The following is a 20070-nucleotide window of genomic DNA, read 5'->3' as shown; positions in this document are numbered from 1 at the left end:
AGTGAAAGTAGTACACATGGCGAACCATTCAGTAGCCCTTTAGGGTTTGGTCAGTAACAAAGGCTTTCAGCCGCAGAGCAAACCACCCGTTGTCACGGGTGGTTTTGACTTATGTTAGAGGCCACTTTTGTATTTCTTGTAGTTTAGAATCATAGGTATGTAAATTATATAAAGAGAAACGAAATTTAATGAATGCCTTCTTATTCCTCATTTAGGGCGATAAAAGGATTAAAATATTCAGTATTTCGACAGTGTTATTACATTAAAAAGCTGTGGAAAGTGAAAAAAATTCAAGGCAAAAGCCCAACGGATTAGAATAAGGGGTATACAGAGAGGAAACAGGAAATCGCTAATCGTATTATTGGCTTAGTCTTATTAATGTTTATCGTACTGTTAGCTTTAACAATAGGGATGATGATTAATAACTCCAAGAAATCTGTCGAAGGGGCTGTTGAGGAACAAGCCATTTCGATTGCGAAAAAAATTTTTTTCGGAACAGTATGAGGAGTTAATTGCAAACCTAAGAGAGACACCTTTATATTAAGTAACAATATCTTTAGGAGAAACGGCAATTGATATCACTTGCTTAGTTGATACGATCTATGAAATTGCAGAATCATTATCTGAAATGACATTGTTAGTAGATACAAGTGTTATCACTTGTTATAATTATTTTTAAAAATTCCCATGCAAGTTGAAGGTCGTTGAAAAAGTCATTTTTTTCAACGGTTATTTTTTTCTCCTGGTTTTTAAGAAATGAAAAGTATGATTATTCTATCATTATAATTATAACAAAATCATTACATTTAGTAATTTTTATTAAAAAAATGTAACAATCTATACGGATTCTATTTTCGAAGTCAAAATATTTTTCAAATAAAATAATAGTTGTTATCCTTAAATTACATTTTCATAGTTTCTATGCTTCATAGCTTACAAATTATTTTCTTTCTTTAAAGATGCTCAATCAGAAAAGAAAATCTACTATAAGCCATGAAGTATATTGTTCAACGGTAGCTTATGAAACAGTAGATTTAATTTGTAAAATTATGAAAATAGAAAAGTCTATGAACGATGAAACCGTTTCAAACGAACAACAGGAGGATAATTTTGACATCTAGAAGTTTGAAGTTTGTAGTTGTTTTAGGTCTTATGGCGACATTGTTTATTGGAGGGAAACCTAGTGGTACAGAAGCTGCTTCTAATAGTCTGATTATACCGACATCAGGAACAGTTACTTCTGAATATGGAACTAGATGGGGTACCTTTCATCATGGAATTGATTATGGCAATGTGAGAGGAACACAAGTTGTTGCTTCTGCCGATGGTATAGTGACTCGTGCATCTGGTGGATGTTATGAAGGAAACGCATCTTGTAATGGCAGTTTTGGAAATGTTATTTATATTAAGCATGTATTGAGTTCTGGAGAAATTTATACAACTGTTTATGCTCATTTGAATAGTATTAATGTTTCGGTAGATCAGACAGTATCGCAAGGCCAAGTAATCGGAAATTTGGGTAATACAGGGGATTCTACTGGACCACATTTACATTTTGAAGTTCACCAGGGTAATTTCTCAAGAAGTCCATCTCATTCAATTAATCCGAGAAATGTATTGAATGGTGAATATGTTCAAGCATCTTATCAAAATCCATATTCAGGTATCGGGGAAGCAACATCAAAGTACCCGGATGGATATGGGATAAATATTTACAATGTGCCAAATGGAACGTACGTTGGGGTAATCACAAAGAAAATTCCATATATTGTAAATTTAGAGTATGACGGATGGTTGAACATTGGTAATAATCAATGGGTTAAAGAGGAAAATATGAATTATAAAAGATATACTGCTTCATCTAAATATAGTTCAGGGCTTGGGGTAAACGTATATTCAGGTCCTAATGGGGAGTACGTAGGCAGAATTTATGGGCCGACTGCTTATAGAGTTTATTATTATAGCGATGGCTGGGTAGATCTTGGCAATAGTCATTGGGTAAAAGCTGAACACTTAATTATCAAATAAAAATAGTAAAATTAATAGAATAAAAAAAGGGAGTTTCTCATATTAATAGAGAAACTCCCTTTTTTTAATGTATTTCGCGATACAATCCGATTACTTTGCCAAGAATGGATACATTATTTAGAATGATAGGCTCCATTGCAGAGTTTTCCGGTTGAAGACGAATGTAATTTGTCTCTTTAAAGAAACGTTTGACGGTTGCTTCGTTTTCATCTGTCATCGCTACAACAATATCGCCGTTTTGAGCAGTGTTTTGCTGACGGACAATGACATAATCGCCGTCATGAATGCCGGCCTCTATCATGCTCTCTCCGACAATTTCCAACATAAAAACTTGCTGATCATACCCGGCTAAGTGCTCAGGTAGCGGAAAGTATTCTTCAACATTCTCGATTGCTGTTATAGGGTGTCCGGCTGTGACCTTTCCGACTAAAGGAACATTTACAACCTTGCTTTTAGGTATCATCATTTCTTCTTCTGACTCAAGAATCTCAATTGCTCTAGGTTTTGTAGGGTCTCTTCGAATGAAACCTTTTGTTTCCAATCGTTCCAGATGACCATGCACGGTAGAGCTGGATGCCAGTCCGACCGCAAGACCGATTTCCCTGACGGAAGGCGGATAGCCTTTTTGCTTTACTTCTTGCTTAATAAAATCAAGAATATCTTGCTGACGCTTTGATAATTTACTCATGCATACACCTCGTCTCTACTTAGCTTTTCCTTAGTATACCATGCGTTGGCAAAAGATACAAACATATGTTTGAATAGCTGTTGACTAGAACAATTGTTCGTATTATAATGAGTTTATAAAAACAGAACATACATTCGTAAAAAGGAGATTGGTTATAATGAAACAATTTATTATGAGAAATTCTTTTTCGTTCGCATTAATTACAGTTATTTTATTGTTCGCATTCATATTCGTATATAAATTTAGCGCTGGGAATTCTGAAAACTACATAGAAGTAACAATTAAACATGGTGATACACTGTGGGAACTTGCTGAAGAATACAATTATGATAGAATGGATATTTCTTCATTTATCGTTCAGGTGAAACAATTGAACGAACTAAATGATTCAAATATTAAAGCGGGAGATGTTATACTGATTCCGGTGTCAGATGAAGTTCAAACGCATCTTACTATGACTGCGAATGAATAATTTGATTTGCTTATACACAGAAATGGCAGGTAGACAGAATGAAGCAAGCAATTATATATTGCCGTGTCAGCACGGACAAAGATACTCAAGCAACATCTTTAGATCGACAGGAGAAGGAACTTTTAGATTTAGCAAATCAATTGTCTTTAAATGTTGTGAAAGTAATTAAGGAGAAAGAGAGCGGTTTTCAATTGAACCGAGAGGGTGTTTTTGAACTGCTTGATTGTATAAAAGAAGAACAAATTGATGCGTTGCTAATACAAGATGAAACACGTCTCGGGAGAGGGAATGCGAAAATGGCGTTGCTGCATTGTGTGCTGAAAGAAGGCGTTCGGATTTTCACATCTGCTCATAAAGGTGAGATGGAGCTTTCTGAATCAGACTCGATGGTTTTGCAAATAGTATCGATTGTAGAGGAGTATCAGCGGAAACTTCATAATATGAAGATAAGCCGCGGAATGAAAAAGGCGGTAGATAATGGATTTCGCCCGCAGAGGAATTTGAAGAATCAGCACTTATCAAAAGGACCGGATAAAAAGGAAGTGCCGATACAAGAAATTGTCCGTCTTCGGGAAAACGGATTAACTTTCAAAGATATTGCAGCCACATTAAGAGGCTTCGGATATGATGTATCAAAGGCAACCGTTAATAGGAGATATATTGAGTATACAGAAATAAAGAAGGAAGAGAGTGAATAGTTTAACTTGAAACATCTTCCGATTTCTTATAACATGTCTCTATATAGAAACAAGATATAAAGGAGCTTTCCTATGTTACCAAAAGAAAAAATCGCTCGTATTAATGAGCTTGCCAAAAAATCTAAATCTACAGGATTAACGCCGGCAGAAGCAAAAGAACAATCAAAATTAAGAAGTGAGTATTTACGTACCTTTAGACAGTCAATGTCAGATACAATCGAACATCTGAAAATTATCGATCCAGAAGGAAATGATGTTACTCCTGACCGAGTGAAGAAGATACAAGAAGAGAGAAAACGATTACACTAAATCATTTTTGTAAAAAAGAATGTCATTGAGGCATTCTTTTTTTTACGTTTCTCTGAAATAGTGCCATATCAATTTATTAAATGTGATATTTTAGGTTGTCTTTCTTGTATAAGAAATATAATATTAGAAGAGGAAAACTATATTGCGAAAGGAAGATGAAGTTTTGAAAAAAATAGATGAATTATCCATAAATTCAATCCGTACATTATCAATTGATGCAATCGAAAAAGCGAATTCCGGACATCCAGGTATGCCGATGGGAGCTGCGCCAATGGCGTATACGCTTTGGACGCAATATATGAACCATAGCCCGAAAAACCCGGAATGGTTTAACAGAGACCGTTTCGTTTTATCAGCAGGTCATGGTTCTATGTTGTTATATAGCTTATTGCACTTATCCGGTTATGGACTGACTATTGAAGACTTGAAGAATTTCCGCCAATGGGGAAGCAAAACACCAGGGCATCCTGAATATGGCCACACAGTGGGCGTTGAAGCAACAACTGGTCCTCTAGGACAAGGTATTTCAATGGCGGTTGGTATGGCTATGGCTGAACGTCACCTAGCAGCAACATACAATCGTGACGAGTATAATGTGGTTGATCACTTTACATACAGCATTTGCGGTGACGGGGATTTAATGGAAGGTGTTTCTGCGGAAGCTTCTTCATTGGCCGGTCACTTAAAATTAGGTCGTTTAATCGTAATGTACGATTCAAATGATATTTCATTAGACGGAGATTTGAGCCAATCTTTCTCTGAAAGCATCGAAGAACGTTATAAAGCTTATGGATGGCAATATATTAAAGTAACAGACGGCAATGATATAGAAGAGTTATCTAAAGCTATTGAGTTAGCGAAAAGTGACTTGGAACGACCTACGATGATCGAAGTGAAAACAGTTATCGGTTATGGTTCTCCTAATAAATCAGGTAAATCTGATGTTCATGGTGCGCCGCTTGGAGCTGATGAGCTTAAATTGACAAAAGAAGCTTACAAATGGACATTTGAGGAAGACTTCCATGTACCAAGCGAAGTTTATGCACATTTTGAAGAGTCTTGCATCAAAGATGGAACTGCAAAAGAAGAAGCATGGAACGAGCTATTCGCATCTTATAAAGAAAAATATCCGGAGCTTGCAGGCGAATTGGAAGCGGCTATCAACAACGTTCTTCCGGAAGGGTGGGACAAAGATATTCCTGTCTATGAAGAAGGAAGCAGTATTGCATCCCGTCAATCAAGCAGCGAGGTGTTAAATGGAATCGCGAAAAATCTTCCGTCATTCTTCGGAGGTTCTGCAGACCTTGCCGGCTCTAACAAAACATTGATCAAAGGTACAGAAGATTTCTTGCCAGGTCAATTCCAAGGCCGCAATATTTGGTTTGGTGTACGCGAATTCGCAATGGGTGCAGCATTGAACGGTATGGCGTTGCATGGCGGTTTAAAAGTGTACGGAGGAACGTTCTTCGTGTTCTCTGATTACTTACGTCCGGCAATTCGTCTGGCTGCTTTAATGCAACTTCCTGTCACATATGTATTTACACATGACAGCATTGCAGTTGGTGAAGACGGACCGACGCATGAGCCAATCGAACAACTTCCGTCATTGCGTACTATGCCTGGATTATCTGTTCTTCGTCCGGCAGACGCGAATGAAACAGCAGCAGCATGGAAGCTTTCAATTGAATCAACAGATACGCCAAGTGTGTTAGTATTGACTCGTCAAAACCTTCCAACGCTTGCACAATCAGCTGAAGCTGCTTATGAAGGCGTATCAAAAGGTGCTTATGTTGTATCTCGTTCGGAAAAAGAAACAGCAGATGCCTTGTTAATGGCTTCAGGTTCAGAAGTATCTCTGGCAATTTCTGCTCAAAAAGAATTAGCTAAAGATGGTATTGATGTTGCAGTAGTCAGCATGCCTTCTTGGGATCGTTTCGAAAAACAAACACAGGAATACAAAGATTCTGTATTGCCTCCTGCAGTTACAAAACGTTTAGGTATCGAAATGGCGGCATCTTTCGGCTGGCATAAATATGTCGGCAACGAAGGTGAAGTGCTTGCGATTGATCAATGGGGTGCATCAGCTCCTGGGGAAAAAGTAATGGCAGAGTACGGTTTTACTACAGAAAATGTAGTAGCTAAAGTGAAAGCTTTAATGACAAAATAAGTTTTTCGATAGAAGATCCTTACCTATAAAGGTAGGGATTTTCTATTTTTAAATATTAAATTGCATCAAAATACAGCGACTCGACAAAACTAGTGTCTTTTTTTAACAAAAATCAACAATTTCTTTATCGGTTTCTTTATATACTTTTTATAAAGAAAATGATAGGGATGATGCTTGTGAGACATTATCAAATATATCTAATGAAAGATCAATATGCTTCTGATTATTTGGGCAAGGAACACTTGCTGTATATATTATTTAAAGATTTCAGTTCATCTGCCGGAAAAAGCTCTTGGATTATCGGACGCCAAATTTTGTTTGTGACAAAACGCTTGCCGACGTATGTTTTGAAGCAGTATATTAATCAAGAGATGAAGTATAATGGCAATATTCGCTATATAGATGATGTTTACTATGTCATACAAAAAGAAAAGAACGGCAATATAAAAAGCTCTGCGAAGCTTCGGATACATAATAGGGTTATGATTCTGTCTGCTGAAGGCAACTATGAAGCGGAAACGATTTTATTCGAATGCATACGAAAATGTGCCAATAGTTTTTTGGCTGTCGATTTAAAAAGTGAGCGATATGGCTGGTTAAAACCAATAAAAGAGAGAAAATTAATATAAAGCTAACAAAATGCTTGCAGTTTGTTGTATAATAGCGATTGGTCTAGTACACTAATAATAGACAACTTGAAGGAGGAATTACCTATGACTTGGCAAGTATGGGTCGCAGCTATCGTAGCGCTTATTGCTGGTATAGCAATCGGATTTTTCATCGCGCGTAAATACATGATGGACTACTTGAAAAAAAATCCGCCAATTAACGAACAAATGTTAAGAATGATGATGATGCAAATGGGAATGAAACCATCCCAAAAGAAAATCAATCAAATGATGAGCGCTATGAACAAACAAATGAAATAATAAACCCCTTCATTTCAAGGGTTATCGGATATAGAGTCATAACACTTGTTTTATATGATTTGGTTTGTATTTCAATAGAAGTGTGCAAGCTTCGAAAAGGGACCGTCCGCGATGTATTCGCAGGGTGGTCCTTTTTTATTATTTATTTTTGGGAATTACGAAACCTATCTGTGTTACAATCGTATATAAGTTAAAATAAGGTTAAACAGAATAATAATGGAAGTGGGTTCATCTTTAGGCAAGGGAGGAAAACGGGTCGATGAAAGTTTTTATCGGGTCAGTGATTGTTGTGGTTTTATTGCTGATCGGTTTTTGGCTGCTGATGAGTCCTACATTTCACTTAGTTGGTTCAAAAGCCGAAAAGATAAAGAACAAATTAGAGGGGGAAGCGACAGATGGAGAATGTAACGCCAATCAAGAAGAAAAATAACAGGAAAATAATTGGGGGAATAATTATAGCTGTTGCTCTGGCAGCCGGTATAGTAATTCTATCGTTATTTATTAAACAAATACCGAATGGATACGTAGGCGTCGTCTATAGCCCTAATGGCGGGGTTCAAGAAGAGACATTGACACAAGGCTGGCATTTAGTGGGGCTTTTCGATAAAGTAACGGAATATCCGATTCGAATGCAGACCGTTGATTATAAAGATATTCAAGTAGCCACTTCCGACGGTAAAAATGTAACGATTGATTTTGCATTTACGTATAGTGTGCAACCGGACAAAGTAGTCGATGTCTTTAATAAGTTTGGCCCGATACCCGTTGAAGAAATAGAGGCGTCTTACTTGCGAACAAGACTTTGGGATGCAGGACGAAAGGCGATTTCGAAGTTTTCGGTTATTGATACTTATGGAGAAAGATCATCAGAGGCAGCGGTAGAGGTGCAAAATATATTTTCAGAGGATATTAAAGATCTTGGCTTCATTGTGGAAAACCTTACTTTAGGTGTTCCGCAACCGGACGAGAGTACTCAGGCTGCTATTGATAAAAGGGTAGAAGCTTCTCAGGAACTGGAAAGAAAACAAATTGAGCTGCAAATTGCTGAGGCTGAAGCACAAAAGAAGAAAATAGAAGCTCAAGCGATTTCAGAGTATAATGAAATTATTAAACAATCGATTTCGCAGGAAGTAATCCAAAATAAGTGGATTGAAAAGTGGGACGGTAAAATGCCGTTGGCGACTGGCTCAAACCAGTTAATTGAAATTCCTGTTAATCAAACGACAACTAACACAGGAAACTGATTATCATTTATAGGCTAACAAATCAAATCGGTGGGGATTTATTTCCCCACCGATTAATATTAGCGTCACTGTGCCTTTTTGTTATAGACATTCAGCAGAGAGTCCAGCTCTTGGCTATATTGAATGGTTCTTGAACTATTTAATCCGTATTGTGATACGATTACAATCAATTCCTTGCGTTTACACTCTATCAGTTGCAATAACTCTTTTTTATACACAACAAAAATCCCCTCATAATTATATTGAAAATTGGAAATTTCACATATTTTGAAATTTATGTAATGCAATACCTGATAAGTATACATATCCATGGAAAAAAATACAAACATTTTGTGGAGAAATTTCAAAATAGGGACTTTGTTCACACAATCTTCATATATGAATCTTTACCCTTTTTATCCTAATTTTGCTAAACTAAATATATAGAACAGTAAAGGGGTTATCGTATTGACGGATGTATCTGTTTTTCTTGCGTTTGGAGCCGGGTTTTTAAGTTTTATATCACCATGCAGTTTGCCGTTATATCCGGCTTTTCTATCCTATATTACAGGAATGAGTGTAGGAGAGATGAAGAAAGAAAATGCCCTGCTGCAAAAGAGAAGTTTCTTGCACACATTATGTTTTTTATTGGGCTTTTCAATTATTTTCATTGTTTTAGGATATGGGACATCTTTTATAGGACATTTCTTCAGCAGCAATCAGACATTGATCAGACAAATAGGGGCAATTATAATTGTCTTTTTTGGTTTCGTCATTATTGGCGTATTTAAGCCGTCGTTCATGATGAAGGATCATAAATTTGTATTAAAAAATCGTCCGGGTGGATATTTTGGTTCTATACTAATCGGGTTGGCTTTTGCGGCCGGCTGGACGCCTTGTACAGGACCGATTTTAGCATCGGTTTTACTTATGGCGGCAAATAACGCTGATGCTGCAATGATTTACATGATTGCCTATATTTTAGGATTTGCGATTCCATTTTTAGTACTTTCTTTCTTTATCGGTAAAATGAACTGGATTAAGAATAATAACGTGAAGATTATGAAATTCGGCGGCTATATTATGATTTTCATGGGAATCTTGTTGTACTTTGATGGAATGACAATTATAGCATCTTTCTTTGTTAATAATGTTTTTGGAGGTTGGACCGGTTTTTGAACGGGTCAATCATTATCTTTGAAATAATATTATTTTAATTGAAAATTATGGTTTATTGAGATATATTTGTTAAAATAACTTTTCTGAAAGCATAGAATAAAACTTTCATGCAGGTATGGAATCGAGGAGGGCCAGCAATGGCAAGAGTATTAATTGTAGATGATGCAAAGTTTATGAGAATGACTTTATCTAATATTTTTATAAAAGCTGAACATAATATTGTCGGAGAAGCGGAGAATGGCAGACAAGCTATAGAAATGTACCGGGAACATCAGCCTGATCTTGTTACGATGGATATTACGATGCCCGAGATGAGCGGGCTTGAAGCAGTAAAAGAAATAAGAAAAGAATTCCCGGATGCTAAAATTATCATGTGTTCTGCTATGGGACAACAAAAAATGGTCGTAGAAGCTATCGAAGCAGGCGCGAAAGACTTTATTGTCAAACCATTTGATGAGTTAAGAGTGACAGATGCAATAAGACGCGTATTACAAATTTAAAATTGTTTATAAGGAAGAGGAAGTCAATTGCGGTTTAATCGCTTCTATGTGACAACCTCTTTTTTGATTAGTTCGTAATATTCTGGTAAGATTAAGAAAAAAGTCAGGTTTTACAAAGCGGGAAAAGAGTTGATTCGTTTGCTTTACTTTACATTAATTATACCGATTTTAATGGCTGTAGCTGTGTTATTTATACGTATGAAAGCAGCTAAAAAACCTGTGAATAGAAAAAAGATTATATTGCCGCCAATCTTTATGAGTACAGGTGCGCTAATGTTTTTGCATCCTTTCTTTCGTGTAACCCCAATTGAAATTGCGGAAGCCTTAGGTGTCGGACTAATATTCTCAATATTGTTAATTAAGACAACCCAGTTCGAAATACGCGATAATGAAATCTATATAAAGCGCTCGAAGGCATTTGCCTTTATTTTGATAGCTTTACTGATAGCGAGAATAATATTGAAACTTATTGTCACATCGACAGTGGATATTGGCGAAACAGGGGGAATGTTCTGGATTCTTGCATTTGGAATGATTGTTCCTTGGCGAGTGGCAATGTTGCTTCAATATAAGAAATTGGAAAAGCAATTGCCGGATTTGAACGATCCTATTTTGACCGCAAAAGCGCCTTAATTGGTGCTTTTGCCTTGTGATATTGCTTCATTTCGATGATCATCTATCTTATATAATAGGAGGATTACCATGTTAGAAGGTTGGTTTCTATGGTTTATTCTATTTTGGATTGTTGTCATGGCCGGTTCGTTTGCTATCGGCGGTTTCTTCATGTTTCGAAAGTTTCTGAAGCGGATGCCGAAACAAGATGGCCGTTCCGATATGGATTGGGAAGAGTATTATGTCGAAAAAACCGCGCATTTATGGAAACAAGATGAAAAATTACTGCTTGATGATTTGGTCAGTCCGGTTCCCGAGCTGTTCAGAGATGTAGCGCGACAAAAAATAGCCGGTAAAATCGGTGAATTGGCATTGAAGGAAAAAGTAATTCAAATTAATGAAGACCTTGTAATTAGAGGATACATAATGGCAACACCGAAACGGGATCATAAATTTTTGCGCAAGAAATTAAACGAAAAGCAAATTGATATGGCTCGTTATAATGAATTATTTTAAGAATTTTAATGGAGGAAGACCTTTCTAAAGTCAAACGAACTATGGAAAGGTCTTTTTTTTTGAAAAGATAAGAAAGTATTTATTTTCGAACATAGATAGCTGTCTAACCTTTTACCTGCCATGCTCGGAGGCCTACAGGATGTAGGCTATATCGGTGAAGACATGCGGACGTAGCGCTCTTAGTCGCTGTTCCTTACTTGCGGGCTGCTTCCGCATTTCGTTTTTTCTAATTTGCTACGCCTAAAGTCTTATACAAACATAATGCTGCGGATGATTAGTATTTGTTTGCCGTCGGTGTAAGATTTAAAAGTACCGGTCGCACCGGATGAATATGAAAGAAATGGGTGAGATGATTGGAAGTTACAGTCAGGTTAGATGGAGTGACAAAACGCATCAAAAATAAGACGATCATTGATGATTTAAGTTTTGATGTGTTTAAAGGCGAGATATTCGGTTTCTTAGGTCCAAATGGAGCCGGAAAGACGACAACAATTAGAATGATTGTCGGATTAATGAAGATGTCTGAAGGTGACGTATTCATATGCGGGGAAAGCGTCAAAAAGCAATTCGAAAAAGCGATTGGGCATATTGGGGCGATTGTCGAGAACCCGGAATTGTACAAATACTTATCAGGCTATGACAATCTGAAGCATTATGCAAGAATGTCCTCGGGAGTCAATAAAGAAAGAATTGATGAAGTTATTAAATTGGTAGGTTTGCAACAAAGAATACATGATAAAGTAAAAAGCTATTCATTAGGAATGAGGCAACGGCTCGGGCTCGCTCAGGCGCTATTACATAATCCGAAAGTGCTGATTCTTGATGAGCCGACTAATGGTCTTGACCCGCAGGGCATTAGAGAAATTAGAGATTACTTAAAGAAGCTTGCTGCTGAAGAAGGAATGACAGTCATTGTTTCGAGTCATTTGCTTTCCGAAATGGAAATGATGTGTGACCGCTTCTGTATTATCCAAAACGGAAAACTGGTCGATATTCAAAATGTGCATGAAGAATCAGAAGATGAAATAAAGAACATAGCTATCGAAGTTTCGCCTCTTGACCAAGCATTGCGTATTGTGAAAGAAGGGGCGCTTGCCCTTGAAGCGGACATAATTAATGGCAGACTGCAGTTAAAAGTGGATAAAACAGCAGTGCCTAAAATTGTGAAAGCATTAGCACTGCTAGATTGCGAGATTTATAGTGTTGAAAATGTAACAGTTTCCCTTGAAGAGAAATTTTTGCAGATTACAGGTGAAGGGGGACAAATTGCATGAACTTAGTAGCGAATGAATGGATGAAAATATTGAAAAAAGCTTCAACATGGGTAATGGTTGGTTTACTGGTCGTGATTATAGTCGGAGTGGGCGGTTTAGACAAATATATTGAACTGGACCAGAAAACAGCCGAAAAGAGCAGTGATTGGAAGCAATCGCTCACAGAAGAAACGGAAATGCTGAAAGCGGAAAGAGCTGAATATCCGGATAGCAGCGATTTTTACAATCGTCATATTGCTTTAAATGAATATCGTCTTGCTAATAATATCCCGCCTGAAAATGAATTGACGGCTTGGTCTTTTGTGAACGAAATGGTACCTTTAATTGATTTTATCGCAATTATAACAATTACAATAGCTGCGGGCATTGTCGCAAGTGAATTCTCAACCGGAACGATTAAATTGTTATTAATCCGTCCGGTCAGCAGAGTGAAAATATTATTAAGTAAATATGTAACCGTCATATTGTTCTCAATAGGCACCGTGTTATTTACTTTTGCAGTAACATGGATCATCGGCGCCGTGCTGTTCGGACTAGGGGATGCGGGACCGTACTTGGCTTATACGAATGGAGAGGTAATTGAAAGATCGCAATTAGCTAACGCACTATTTACGTATGGCATGTCTTCTATCGGGCTGTTTATGCTTACGACGATGGCCTTTATGATTTCTGCAGCATTCAGAAACAGCTCATTAGCGATCGGTATTTCTATTTTCCTGCTGCTGATGGGCGGCAATATTACGTCTATTTTGGCAATGAAGTTTGAATGGGCCAAATACAGCTTGTTTGCTAATACAAACTTAATGAGCTACTTTGACGGCCGGCCGTTGTTTGATGATATGACAATTGGATTTTCAATAGTAGTCTTAATGGCTTACTTCATTATATTTAACTTGATTGCTTTTCTGTTTTTCGTGAAGAGAGACGTAAGAGCTTAATAGTGACAATGAACCTATACTAAGGCGGTATAGGTTCATTTAATTTAAATAATAATATGTCTTATTGAACTTAGAAGGCTGTCCATGAAGTGAAATCAAGAGGCAGATTCAAAAAAGAAAAAGGACCGGTGACGGTTTTTCTAGTATAATAGACAAAAAGCACGAGAATAGGGGGATTTGTATGAAATTTATTCATACTGCCGATTGGCATTTAGGCAAAATTGTTCATGGTATTTACATGACCGAAAACCAAAACTATATGCTGCATCGATTTTTGCAAATATTGGAGGAAGAAAAGCCTGATGCAATTATAATAGCAGGAGACTTGTACGACCGTTCTGTGCCGCCTACAGAAGCGGTCGAATTATTGAATGATATTTTATTTAAAATCAATATTGATATGAATATACCGGTGATCGCGATCTCGGGTAACCACGATAGTGCCGAAAGACTATCATTCGCATCACCATGGTTAAAGCACAACCAATTATATATTCAAGGGAAACTGGATGAAAAAATTGAGCCGATTCACGTTAAGGGCGTTAATTTTTATTGTGTCCCTTTCGCTGAGCCGGGTGTTGTCCGTCAGTTGCACAGCGATGAATCAATTCATAGTCATCAAGACGCAATGAAATCGATTATCGGCAACATTGAACAGACAATCAATGTAAATGAACCAAACGTACTTATTGGACATGCTTTCGTTTTGGGAGGCCAGTCATCCGATTCGGAAAGGGTTTTATCGGTAGGCGGTTCAGGCTGCGTCACAAGTGATTTATTTGCTCCGTTTTCATACACTGCGCTTGGCCATCTTCATAGTCCGGATGCGATAAAGCATGACACTGTCTTCTATTCCGGTTCTCTATTAAAGTACTCCTTTTCAGAAGCAAATCAGAAAAAATCTGTAAATGTCATTGATATGAAAGAGGACGGCAGCTTTACTGTTAAAAAACGTGATTTAGTGCCGAAACAGGATATGCGGGAAATAACCGGTTACTTTGAGGAGCTGATGGATAAATCATTTTACGAAAAACAGAAACTGGATGATTTTCTGAAAGTAACGCTGTTAGACCAAGGAACAATCCTGGATCCAATCGGAAAGCTTCGACAAGTATATCCGAATGTACTGCACCTTGAACGCAAGTGGGATCAAAGTGATCTGAAAAATAGAGACCGGCTGGCTGTTCAAAAAGGAGAAAATAAAACAGAACTGCAGCTATTTGAAAGCTTTTATAAACAAATGACTGAGCGTGAGTTTGATGATAAAAAAGAAGCGATTATGGTAGAAGTCATTTCTTCAGTGAAAAAGGAGGCAGACCTGTAAATGAGACCGTTATTATTAAAGCTTCAGGCATTTGGCCCTTATGCGAAAACAGAAGTCATTGACTTTACTGTTTTGGAAAATCGCAATATGTTTGTCATCTCCGGTAAGACAGGTGCAGGAAAAACAACCATTTTTGATGGCATCAGTTTTGCCATTTATGGAAAAGCGAGCGGAGAAGACCGTGCCGGAACGGATTTAAGAAGTCATTTTGCAGAAAGCGATCTTGCGACAGAAGTTTCTTTACAGTTTCAGCTTCGCGATAAAACATATCTTATTTGGCGTGCGCCGCAACAGGAAAAGCCGAAGAAGTCCGGTGAAGGCAGCACAACAATCGGGGCGAAGGCGGAGTTATATGAAATAACGAATGAGGGCAAAGTGCTCTTGGCAGGGAATGTCCGTGATACCGATGAGAAAATTAAGCAAATCATCGGATTGGATGCCAATCAGTTTAAACAAATATTAATGATCCCTCAAGGCGATTTCAAAAAGCTCCTCGTTTCAGAAAGTAAAGATAAGGAACAAATTCTGCAAAAACTGTTCCATACACAAATATATAAAAAAATAGAAGAAAAGCTAAAAGAAGACGCAACCGTTTTAAAGCGATCTGAAGAGCAAGTTCAGTTTGAGATGCAATCGTTGATGTCAGATATTGTTTGGTTAGAAAAAGAAGCAGTAGTACCAGAAGAGCAATCGCAACATCCTGAGTCAGTGCTGGACGCTTTAGGTAAGGATATCGAAATCAGAAAGGAAACATTACTTAATCTGCAAAGTCAGCTGAAAACAATTGAAGATCAGGATAAACGATTGCAGACAGAACTGATTCAGGCAAAAGAACTGCTTGGGAAGTTTGCCGAGCGCGATAAGTTGAAACAGGAAAAAGTTTCGCTGGATCAACAGAAAGAAGAGATTACTATTTGCAAACAAACGATTGAGCAGGCACAAAAAGCTAATTTGCTTGATAAACAAGAGCAATCTTATTTGCGAATCGGCAGACGTGTAAAAGAAACGAAAGCAATCGTTGAAAACTTGCGTCAGCAGGAAGCAGATTTAGTTACAAAAATTGCTTCGCTTCAAGAAACATATAACGAAGAATTAGGCAAAGCGAAAGAAAGAGAAGATGCAACGACTAAAGTATTCAATTTGCAAGAGCTGCGCAACGATGTTCTTTCATTTGAAAGTTTTTCTAAAGAAGTGCACGATGCGGAAGCGAAATCAAAAGAATGCCATCAGAAACGTATAAACTTAGAGAATAAGCAGGAGGCGGAAGCGCAAAGGCTATCAATTCTCCAAACACAATTAGCCTGTGCCCAAAAAGCAGCAGTGGCATTTAGTGATATTACGCGCGAACAAGAGAAGAATGATACGGCCAGAAAAATGTTAAACGACTATAAAGCATCATTGCAAAAGCAAGTAAAGCTTAAAAATGATTTAAATATAGAAAAGCAATCATTGCAGCATGCTGAGAAACTTGTGGAGCAAGAAAAAGAAAAACTTGCATTGCTAGAGAAGTCAATGCTGCATTTTCATGCCAGCCTTTTGGCGTCTGAGCTGGAAGAAGGGAAGCCTTGCGCAGTATGCGGTTCGACTTCTCATCCGAAACCGGCCTCACAAACGGACAATGGGGCATCGCAGGAAGAATTGGAAGAACAGAAGGAAAAACTGGCTGCGGCAGAAAAACAAAAAGATTCAGCGGTTCAGAAACATTATCAGTTGCAAGTGCAGTTTGAACATATTAATGCCGAACTCGACAAGCAAAAACAAGTAATTGTTGCTTCATTAGAACAATTCAGTGATGAGCTGCTTAATGAAGAAGCGGATAAGCTTGAAGAAAAGAGCAGGCAGCTACACGTGCAAATGAATGAGCTTGCTGAACAGAAACAGCAATTGCCTTTGCTTGAAAAACAAATAAACGAAAGTAAATCGGCAATAGAGCAGTTGCGTCTCGGTCTGAAAGAAGCGAAGAAAACGGAAGATAATTGGCGCGAACGTTATATTCAGCTCAATACGAAACTTGAAACGATGCACACTCGTTTGCCGGAGCAGCTTCGTACTGTTCAAGCCTTTGAGCAAGCACTGCAGCATGCTGTCACAGCAAGAGACAGATTGCAGCAATTGCTTGAAACAAAGCAAAAGAACTTGTATACTGCGCAGCAGGAAGAAACAAAGGTGAAAAGCGCACTTGAAACAAACGGCAAGACGTTGCAATCTTTAGAATCAGAATTAAACGAAGAACGGGCATTATTCAAGGCAGAGATGGAGAAGCAAGGTTTTTTACATTACAATTTGTATGTGGCTGCTAAAAAGACGGAATTAGAGATACAGGATTATAAAACGAGGATCGAAAGGTATGAGACAGAATATCAGCGTGTGCAGCATTTATTGGCAAACTTGGAGTATACGTTGAAAGACAAGGATGCGCCTAATATCCAATTGATAGAGGAACAAATTGCCGAATTGGCTGGAAAGCTGAAAAAACAGCGAGATGAAATGAACGAACAAACGATGTATGCGAAGCAAAATGAGAACATTGCAGGCAAACTCAGTGAGCTACTTGTTAAGCAAAAAGGTATACTGGAGAAATATGAGCAAATCGGTCATCTATATGAAATGGCGAAAGGACAAAACCGTTACCGAATTACGTTTGAACGTTTTGTGTTGGCGGCATTTTTGAATGATATTTTACTTGAAGCAAATGAGCGTCTGCGTAAAATGACGGGAGGCCGCTATGAATTGCTTAGAAAGAATGACCCGACAAGAAAGAACGTTCAAAGCGGGCTTGAGCTGACAGTGTTTGACCAATATACCGGAATGGAACGTCATGTAAAAACATTATCCGGGGGAGAAAGCTTTAAAGCTTCCTTAGCGTTGGCATTAGGATTGGCAGCTGTCGTTCAAAATAACGCCGGGGGTATTTCTTTGGAAACAATGTTTATTGATGAAGGTTTTGGTACGTTAGATCCTGAGTCTTTGGATCAAGCGATTGAAGCTCTATTAGAAATTCAAAGCAACGGCCGTCTGGTCGGGATTATTTCTCACGTACCGGAATTGAAAGAGCGAATTGATGCAAACTTAGAAGTTATTTCTACGCAAACAGGCAGCACAACGAGATTTCATTTGAATTAAAATAGAAGCAGGGGTCAGCCCCTGCTTTATTAATTAAGATTTCCTTTTTCAAAAGATAAAGGAAGGTAATGTTTTTCTACATATCATGCCCGGAATTCTTTTTTTGTCTGCTATGGTTGCGGTTTTTCACTTTATGAGAACCGCTTAAAGGCTCGGGCTGTCCGGAATTACTTCCTTTTGGCGAGTTTTTTCTAATATCTTTACCGTCATTTTTATTCATATTTTGCCTCCTAATCCTGAACTGAACTTGTTTCGGATACTCGGTTAAATGATACTGACCCGAGCAGTTCCTCACATTATACTTTGTTCCAATTCCAATGAATAAATACGCTTTAACTGCTAACAATATAGACAGAAAATTTAAAGGGGTTGAAGGCGATTGGCGTACCATGAAGATAAACAGCAAGCATTTCAGGATGCCCAGGAAGCAACAAAAGAAGTGAAGGATATTTTGCAGAAGCTTGACCAAAATGGCAATGCATACGGCGCGCAAATGAATCATTTGAAGACGGGCATTATTGAAGCGTATCAACAAATAGATAATGCGCTCGAGGTTGCTTCTGAGCATCAAAGGCACCAATTGCAGCAGTACAAGCAGGAACTGCAAAGCATTATGAATGACATGATTGAATAAATTGTTTATTTTGTCGAGTTATTAGTACTGAAAAGGGAGACGTATATTAATGCGCCTTCCTTTTTTAATGAAAACAAAAATCATCAATTTACACATTTTGTAAATTAATGATATAATGGCAATACTGCTCGAGTTTATTAATTAGTACATAAGTAAAGGTCATCAGTATTTTAATTCATCTTGAACATTCAAACTAAAAAATATGTTTAGGAGTTGACTGAAATGAAAGCGGTTCAAAAATATGAGCATATAGAAGTGATGCAGGAAAAGGGGATAGCTCTAGTTTCGCTGAATAGACCGGAAGTGAGGAATGCTTTAGTACCGGAATTGATGCTAGAACTTCTCGATTTTTTCGGGAAGTTGAAGACTTCAGAAGAGATTAAAGTCGTTATATTGACAGGGAAGGGTTCTGCCTTCTGTGCCGGAGGAGATATTAAAGGATTCAAGCAAACTTCGGCAGTAGAGGCAAGAAAGAAAATGCTTCAGACACAGCAAATAATCACGTCCATTTTCGAACTTGAACAGCCGGTTATTGCTGCAGTAAACGGCGCCGCTGCCGGAGCAGGGCTAAGTCTGGCTCTTGCTTGCGATTTAATTGTTGCTTCAGAAAAGGCCAAATTTGCTTCAAGCTTTACGAAAGTAGGACTTGTGCCTGATCTTGGCGCAGCCTATTTTCTTCCTAAATTAGTTGGCGCTCATAGCGCTAAGCAAATTATGTTTAGCGGCGAACCTATCAATGCTATTCAGGCTAAAAATTTTGGTATTGTCAACGAAATATATAATGAAGAAGAATTGCTTACGGAAGCTTATAGTTGGGCTGAAAAGTTGTCGCATGCTGCCGGAGTTGCGGTTGGGCTGACGAAACGCTTAATAAATAGCAGCCATAACATGAACTTTAAAGAGTTTTTGGAGCAGGAGGCATTATCGCAAGCGCTTGCTTTTCAAACAGAAGATTTGCAAGAAGGCGTTAAGGCATTTTTTGAGAAGCGTCCCCCGATTTTTACGGGGAAATAACGATAATGATATGAAGCTTTATAGTCATAGCTCAGAAAAGTTCATTCTGAGCTGTGACTTTTTTTATTTGTTCTTTTTCCGCTTCTTATTGTATTGCTTTTCGACAGCGGAAAGCGGCTCAGATGCTATTTCTTCATTATAGCCTGCCCCGTTTCCTTGTGCTGATGCTGCATTCATGCCGGGAACGACATGTTTCGCCTTTTTTCTCGCCAAAACAATCACCTCGCTTTTTTACATCAATATTTTATCCAGGAATAATGTTTTTTAAAAATAATGTTTTATAAAAATGCAGTATTGATTTACAAAATGTGTAAGAGGTTGGGGCTATTGTTTCAATGGTTTGTTTTTTCGTAACAGAAATACTATAAGTTATTCTTATCAACTGCAATAACTTTATCGTTATTTACTTATAGCGCTATTTTGATACAATAAAACTGAAGAA

23 protein-coding genes are annotated in these 20070 nt (G+C 37.9%); 19 read left to right on the top strand and 4 right to left on the bottom strand.

Going from position 1 to position 20070, the window contains the following annotated elements:
• Positions 1-1110: 1110 nt before the first annotated feature.
• Positions 1111-2028 (top strand): M23 family metallopeptidase, encoded by a 918-nt coding sequence (locus IEO70_RS20490; protein ID WP_190996915.1) that lies wholly within the window; start codon positions 1111-1113, stop codon positions 2026-2028.
• Positions 2029-2092: 64 nt separating this feature from the next.
• Here IEO70_RS20490 and lexA read toward each other — a convergent pair whose 3' ends face one another.
• Positions 2093-2716 carry a transcriptional repressor LexA gene (lexA, locus tag IEO70_RS03260; protein WP_190996914.1) on the bottom strand — a complete coding sequence of 208 codons (624 nt, stop codon included), beginning with the start codon at positions 2714-2716 and terminating at the stop codon, positions 2093-2095.
• Positions 2717-2873: 157 nt separating this feature from the next.
• On the opposite strand from lexA, the gene yneA reads away from it, so the two are divergent.
• The 8 genes from yneA to IEO70_RS03220 all read left to right on the top strand — a co-directional run bounded on the left by yneA (position 2874) and on the right by IEO70_RS03220 (position 8535).
• Entirely contained in the window at positions 2874-3188 is a 315-nt protein-coding gene (yneA, locus tag IEO70_RS03255) for a cell division suppressor protein YneA (protein ID WP_190996913.1), read from the top strand.
• 38 nt (positions 3189-3226) lie between these two features.
• The gene (locus IEO70_RS03250; protein ID WP_190996912.1) at positions 3227-3886 is read left to right on the top strand and encodes a YneB family resolvase-like protein; all 660 of its coding nucleotides are present in this window, start codon (positions 3227-3229) and stop codon (positions 3884-3886) included.
• Positions 3887-3958: 72 nt separating this feature from the next.
• Positions 3959-4195, top strand: a complete 237-nt coding sequence (locus IEO70_RS03245) for a DUF896 domain-containing protein (RefSeq protein WP_190996911.1) — start codon at positions 3959-3961, stop codon at positions 4193-4195.
• Between the two features lie 142 nt (positions 4196-4337).
• Complete coding sequence (gene tkt / locus IEO70_RS03240; protein ID WP_235973469.1) at positions 4338-6362, top strand: transketolase; 2025 nt, start codon at positions 4338-4340, stop codon at positions 6360-6362.
• A 176-nt stretch (positions 6363-6538) separates the two neighbouring features.
• Complete coding sequence (gene sirA, locus IEO70_RS03235; protein WP_190996910.1) at positions 6539-6991, top strand: sporulation inhibitor of replication protein SirA; 453 nt, start codon at positions 6539-6541, stop codon at positions 6989-6991.
• Positions 6992-7075: 84 nt separating this feature from the next.
• Positions 7076-7291: a YneF family protein gene (locus tag IEO70_RS03230; RefSeq protein WP_190996909.1), complete on the top strand. Its 216-nt coding sequence runs from the start codon at positions 7076-7078 to the stop codon at positions 7289-7291.
• Positions 7292-7550: 259 nt separating this feature from the next.
• Positions 7551-7721, top strand: coding sequence for a hypothetical protein (locus tag IEO70_RS03225; RefSeq protein WP_190996908.1), 171 nt, complete (start codon positions 7551-7553; stop codon positions 7719-7721).
• Positions 7687-8535, top strand: coding sequence for a prohibitin family protein (locus IEO70_RS03220; protein WP_190996907.1), 849 nt, complete (start codon positions 7687-7689; stop codon positions 8533-8535). Before IEO70_RS03225 ends, IEO70_RS03220 begins: the two co-directional genes overlap by 35 nt.
• Positions 8536-8600: 65 nt before the next feature.
• Here the strand turns inward: IEO70_RS03220 and IEO70_RS19930 are convergent, their stop codons facing one another.
• The gene (locus IEO70_RS19930; RefSeq protein WP_190996906.1) at positions 8601-8753 is read right to left on the bottom strand and encodes a Spo0E family sporulation regulatory protein-aspartic acid phosphatase; all 153 of its coding nucleotides are present in this window, start codon (positions 8751-8753) and stop codon (positions 8601-8603) included.
• A gap of 229 nt (positions 8754-8982) precedes the next feature.
• On the opposite strand from IEO70_RS19930, the gene IEO70_RS03210 reads away from it, so the two are divergent.
• From IEO70_RS03210 to IEO70_RS03175, 8 genes are all read left to right on the top strand, one after another.
• Entirely contained in the window at positions 8983-9693 is a 711-nt protein-coding gene (locus IEO70_RS03210; protein ID WP_190996905.1) for a cytochrome c biogenesis CcdA family protein, read from the top strand.
• A gap of 137 nt (positions 9694-9830) precedes the next feature.
• Positions 9831-10193: a response regulator gene (locus IEO70_RS03205; RefSeq protein WP_190996904.1), complete on the top strand. Its 363-nt coding sequence runs from the start codon at positions 9831-9833 to the stop codon at positions 10191-10193.
• 138 nt (positions 10194-10331) lie between these two features.
• On the top strand, positions 10332-10826 hold the full coding sequence (locus IEO70_RS03200) for a CcdC family protein (RefSeq protein WP_190996922.1): 495 nt from the start codon (positions 10332-10334) through the stop codon (positions 10824-10826).
• Positions 10827-10895: 69 nt separating this feature from the next.
• Complete coding sequence (locus tag IEO70_RS03195; RefSeq protein ID WP_190996903.1) at positions 10896-11321, top strand: DUF2621 domain-containing protein; 426 nt, start codon at positions 10896-10898, stop codon at positions 11319-11321.
• Between the two features lie 353 nt (positions 11322-11674).
• Positions 11675-12595 carry an ABC transporter ATP-binding protein gene (locus IEO70_RS03190; protein ID WP_190996902.1) on the top strand — a complete coding sequence of 307 codons (921 nt, stop codon included), beginning with the start codon at positions 11675-11677 and terminating at the stop codon, positions 12593-12595.
• Complete coding sequence (locus IEO70_RS03185; RefSeq protein WP_190996901.1) at positions 12592-13533, top strand: ABC transporter permease; 942 nt, start codon at positions 12592-12594, stop codon at positions 13531-13533. Before IEO70_RS03190 ends, IEO70_RS03185 begins: the two co-directional genes overlap by 4 nt.
• A 181-nt stretch (positions 13534-13714) precedes the next feature.
• Entirely contained in the window at positions 13715-14857 is a 1143-nt protein-coding gene (locus IEO70_RS03180) for an exonuclease SbcCD subunit D (RefSeq protein ID WP_190996900.1), read from the top strand.
• Complete coding sequence (locus IEO70_RS03175) at positions 14858-17980, top strand: AAA family ATPase (protein WP_190996899.1); 3123 nt, start codon at positions 14858-14860, stop codon at positions 17978-17980.
• A gap of 76 nt (positions 17981-18056) precedes the next feature.
• On the opposite strand, the gene IEO70_RS03170 is transcribed toward IEO70_RS03175, so the two are convergent.
• A complete protein-coding gene (locus tag IEO70_RS03170) occupies positions 18057-18200 on the bottom strand; it encodes a small acid-soluble spore protein P (RefSeq protein ID WP_190996898.1) in 144 nt (47 codons plus the stop codon).
• Between the two features lie 159 nt (positions 18201-18359).
• Between IEO70_RS03170 and IEO70_RS03165 the strand changes: the two genes are divergently transcribed.
• Positions 18360-18614 (top strand): hypothetical protein, encoded by a 255-nt coding sequence (locus IEO70_RS03165; RefSeq protein WP_190996897.1) that lies wholly within the window; start codon positions 18360-18362, stop codon positions 18612-18614.
• A 222-nt stretch (positions 18615-18836) separates the two neighbouring features.
• A complete protein-coding gene (locus tag IEO70_RS03160; RefSeq protein WP_190996896.1) occupies positions 18837-19628 on the top strand; it encodes an enoyl-CoA hydratase/isomerase family protein in 792 nt (263 codons plus the stop codon).
• A gap of 63 nt (positions 19629-19691) precedes the next feature.
• Here the strand turns inward: IEO70_RS03160 and sspO are convergent, their stop codons facing one another.
• Complete coding sequence (gene sspO / locus IEO70_RS03155) at positions 19692-19841, bottom strand: small acid-soluble spore protein O (protein ID WP_190996895.1); 150 nt, start codon at positions 19839-19841, stop codon at positions 19692-19694.
• Positions 19842-20070: the final 229 nt, after the last annotated feature.

This window comes from Peribacillus faecalis (assembly GCF_014712675.1).
GTDB classification, from domain to species: domain Bacteria; phylum Bacillota; class Bacilli; order Bacillales; family DSM-1321; genus Bacillus_AD; species Bacillus_AD faecalis.
The sequence above is the reverse complement of the archived record's forward strand: the minus strand, read 5'-3'. Positions and strand labels throughout refer to the sequence as shown.

Coding starts and splice junctions, on each gene's coding strand:
- IEO70_RS03205 (WP_190996904.1), top strand. CDS start 9,831: ATGGCAAGAGTATTAATTGTAGATGATGCAAAGTTTATGAGAATGACT.
- lexA (WP_190996914.1), bottom strand. CDS start 2,716: ATGAGTAAATTATCAAAGCGTCAGCAAGATATTCTTGATTTTATTAAG.
- IEO70_RS03195 (WP_190996903.1), top strand. CDS start 10,896: ATGTTAGAAGGTTGGTTTCTATGGTTTATTCTATTTTGGATTGTTGTC.
- IEO70_RS03245 (WP_190996911.1), top strand. CDS start 3,959: ATGTTACCAAAAGAAAAAATCGCTCGTATTAATGAGCTTGCCAAAAAA.
- IEO70_RS03170 (WP_190996898.1), bottom strand. CDS start 18,200: ATGAATAAAAATGACGGTAAAGATATTAGAAAAAACTCGCCAAAAGGA.
- IEO70_RS03225 (WP_190996908.1), top strand. CDS start 7,551: ATGAAAGTTTTTATCGGGTCAGTGATTGTTGTGGTTTTATTGCTGATC.
- IEO70_RS03160 (WP_190996896.1), top strand. CDS start 18,837: ATGAAAGCGGTTCAAAAATATGAGCATATAGAAGTGATGCAGGAAAAG.
- IEO70_RS03175 (WP_190996899.1), top strand. CDS start 14,858: ATGAGACCGTTATTATTAAAGCTTCAGGCATTTGGCCCTTATGCGAAA.
- IEO70_RS03250 (WP_190996912.1), top strand. CDS start 3,227: ATGAAGCAAGCAATTATATATTGCCGTGTCAGCACGGACAAAGATACT.
- IEO70_RS03185 (WP_190996901.1), top strand. CDS start 12,592: ATGAACTTAGTAGCGAATGAATGGATGAAAATATTGAAAAAAGCTTCA.
- IEO70_RS03220 (WP_190996907.1), top strand. CDS start 7,687: ATGGAGAATGTAACGCCAATCAAGAAGAAAAATAACAGGAAAATAATT.
- yneA (WP_190996913.1), top strand. CDS start 2,874: ATGAAACAATTTATTATGAGAAATTCTTTTTCGTTCGCATTAATTACA.
- IEO70_RS03230 (WP_190996909.1), top strand. CDS start 7,076: ATGACTTGGCAAGTATGGGTCGCAGCTATCGTAGCGCTTATTGCTGGT.
- IEO70_RS03180 (WP_190996900.1), top strand. CDS start 13,715: ATGAAATTTATTCATACTGCCGATTGGCATTTAGGCAAAATTGTTCAT.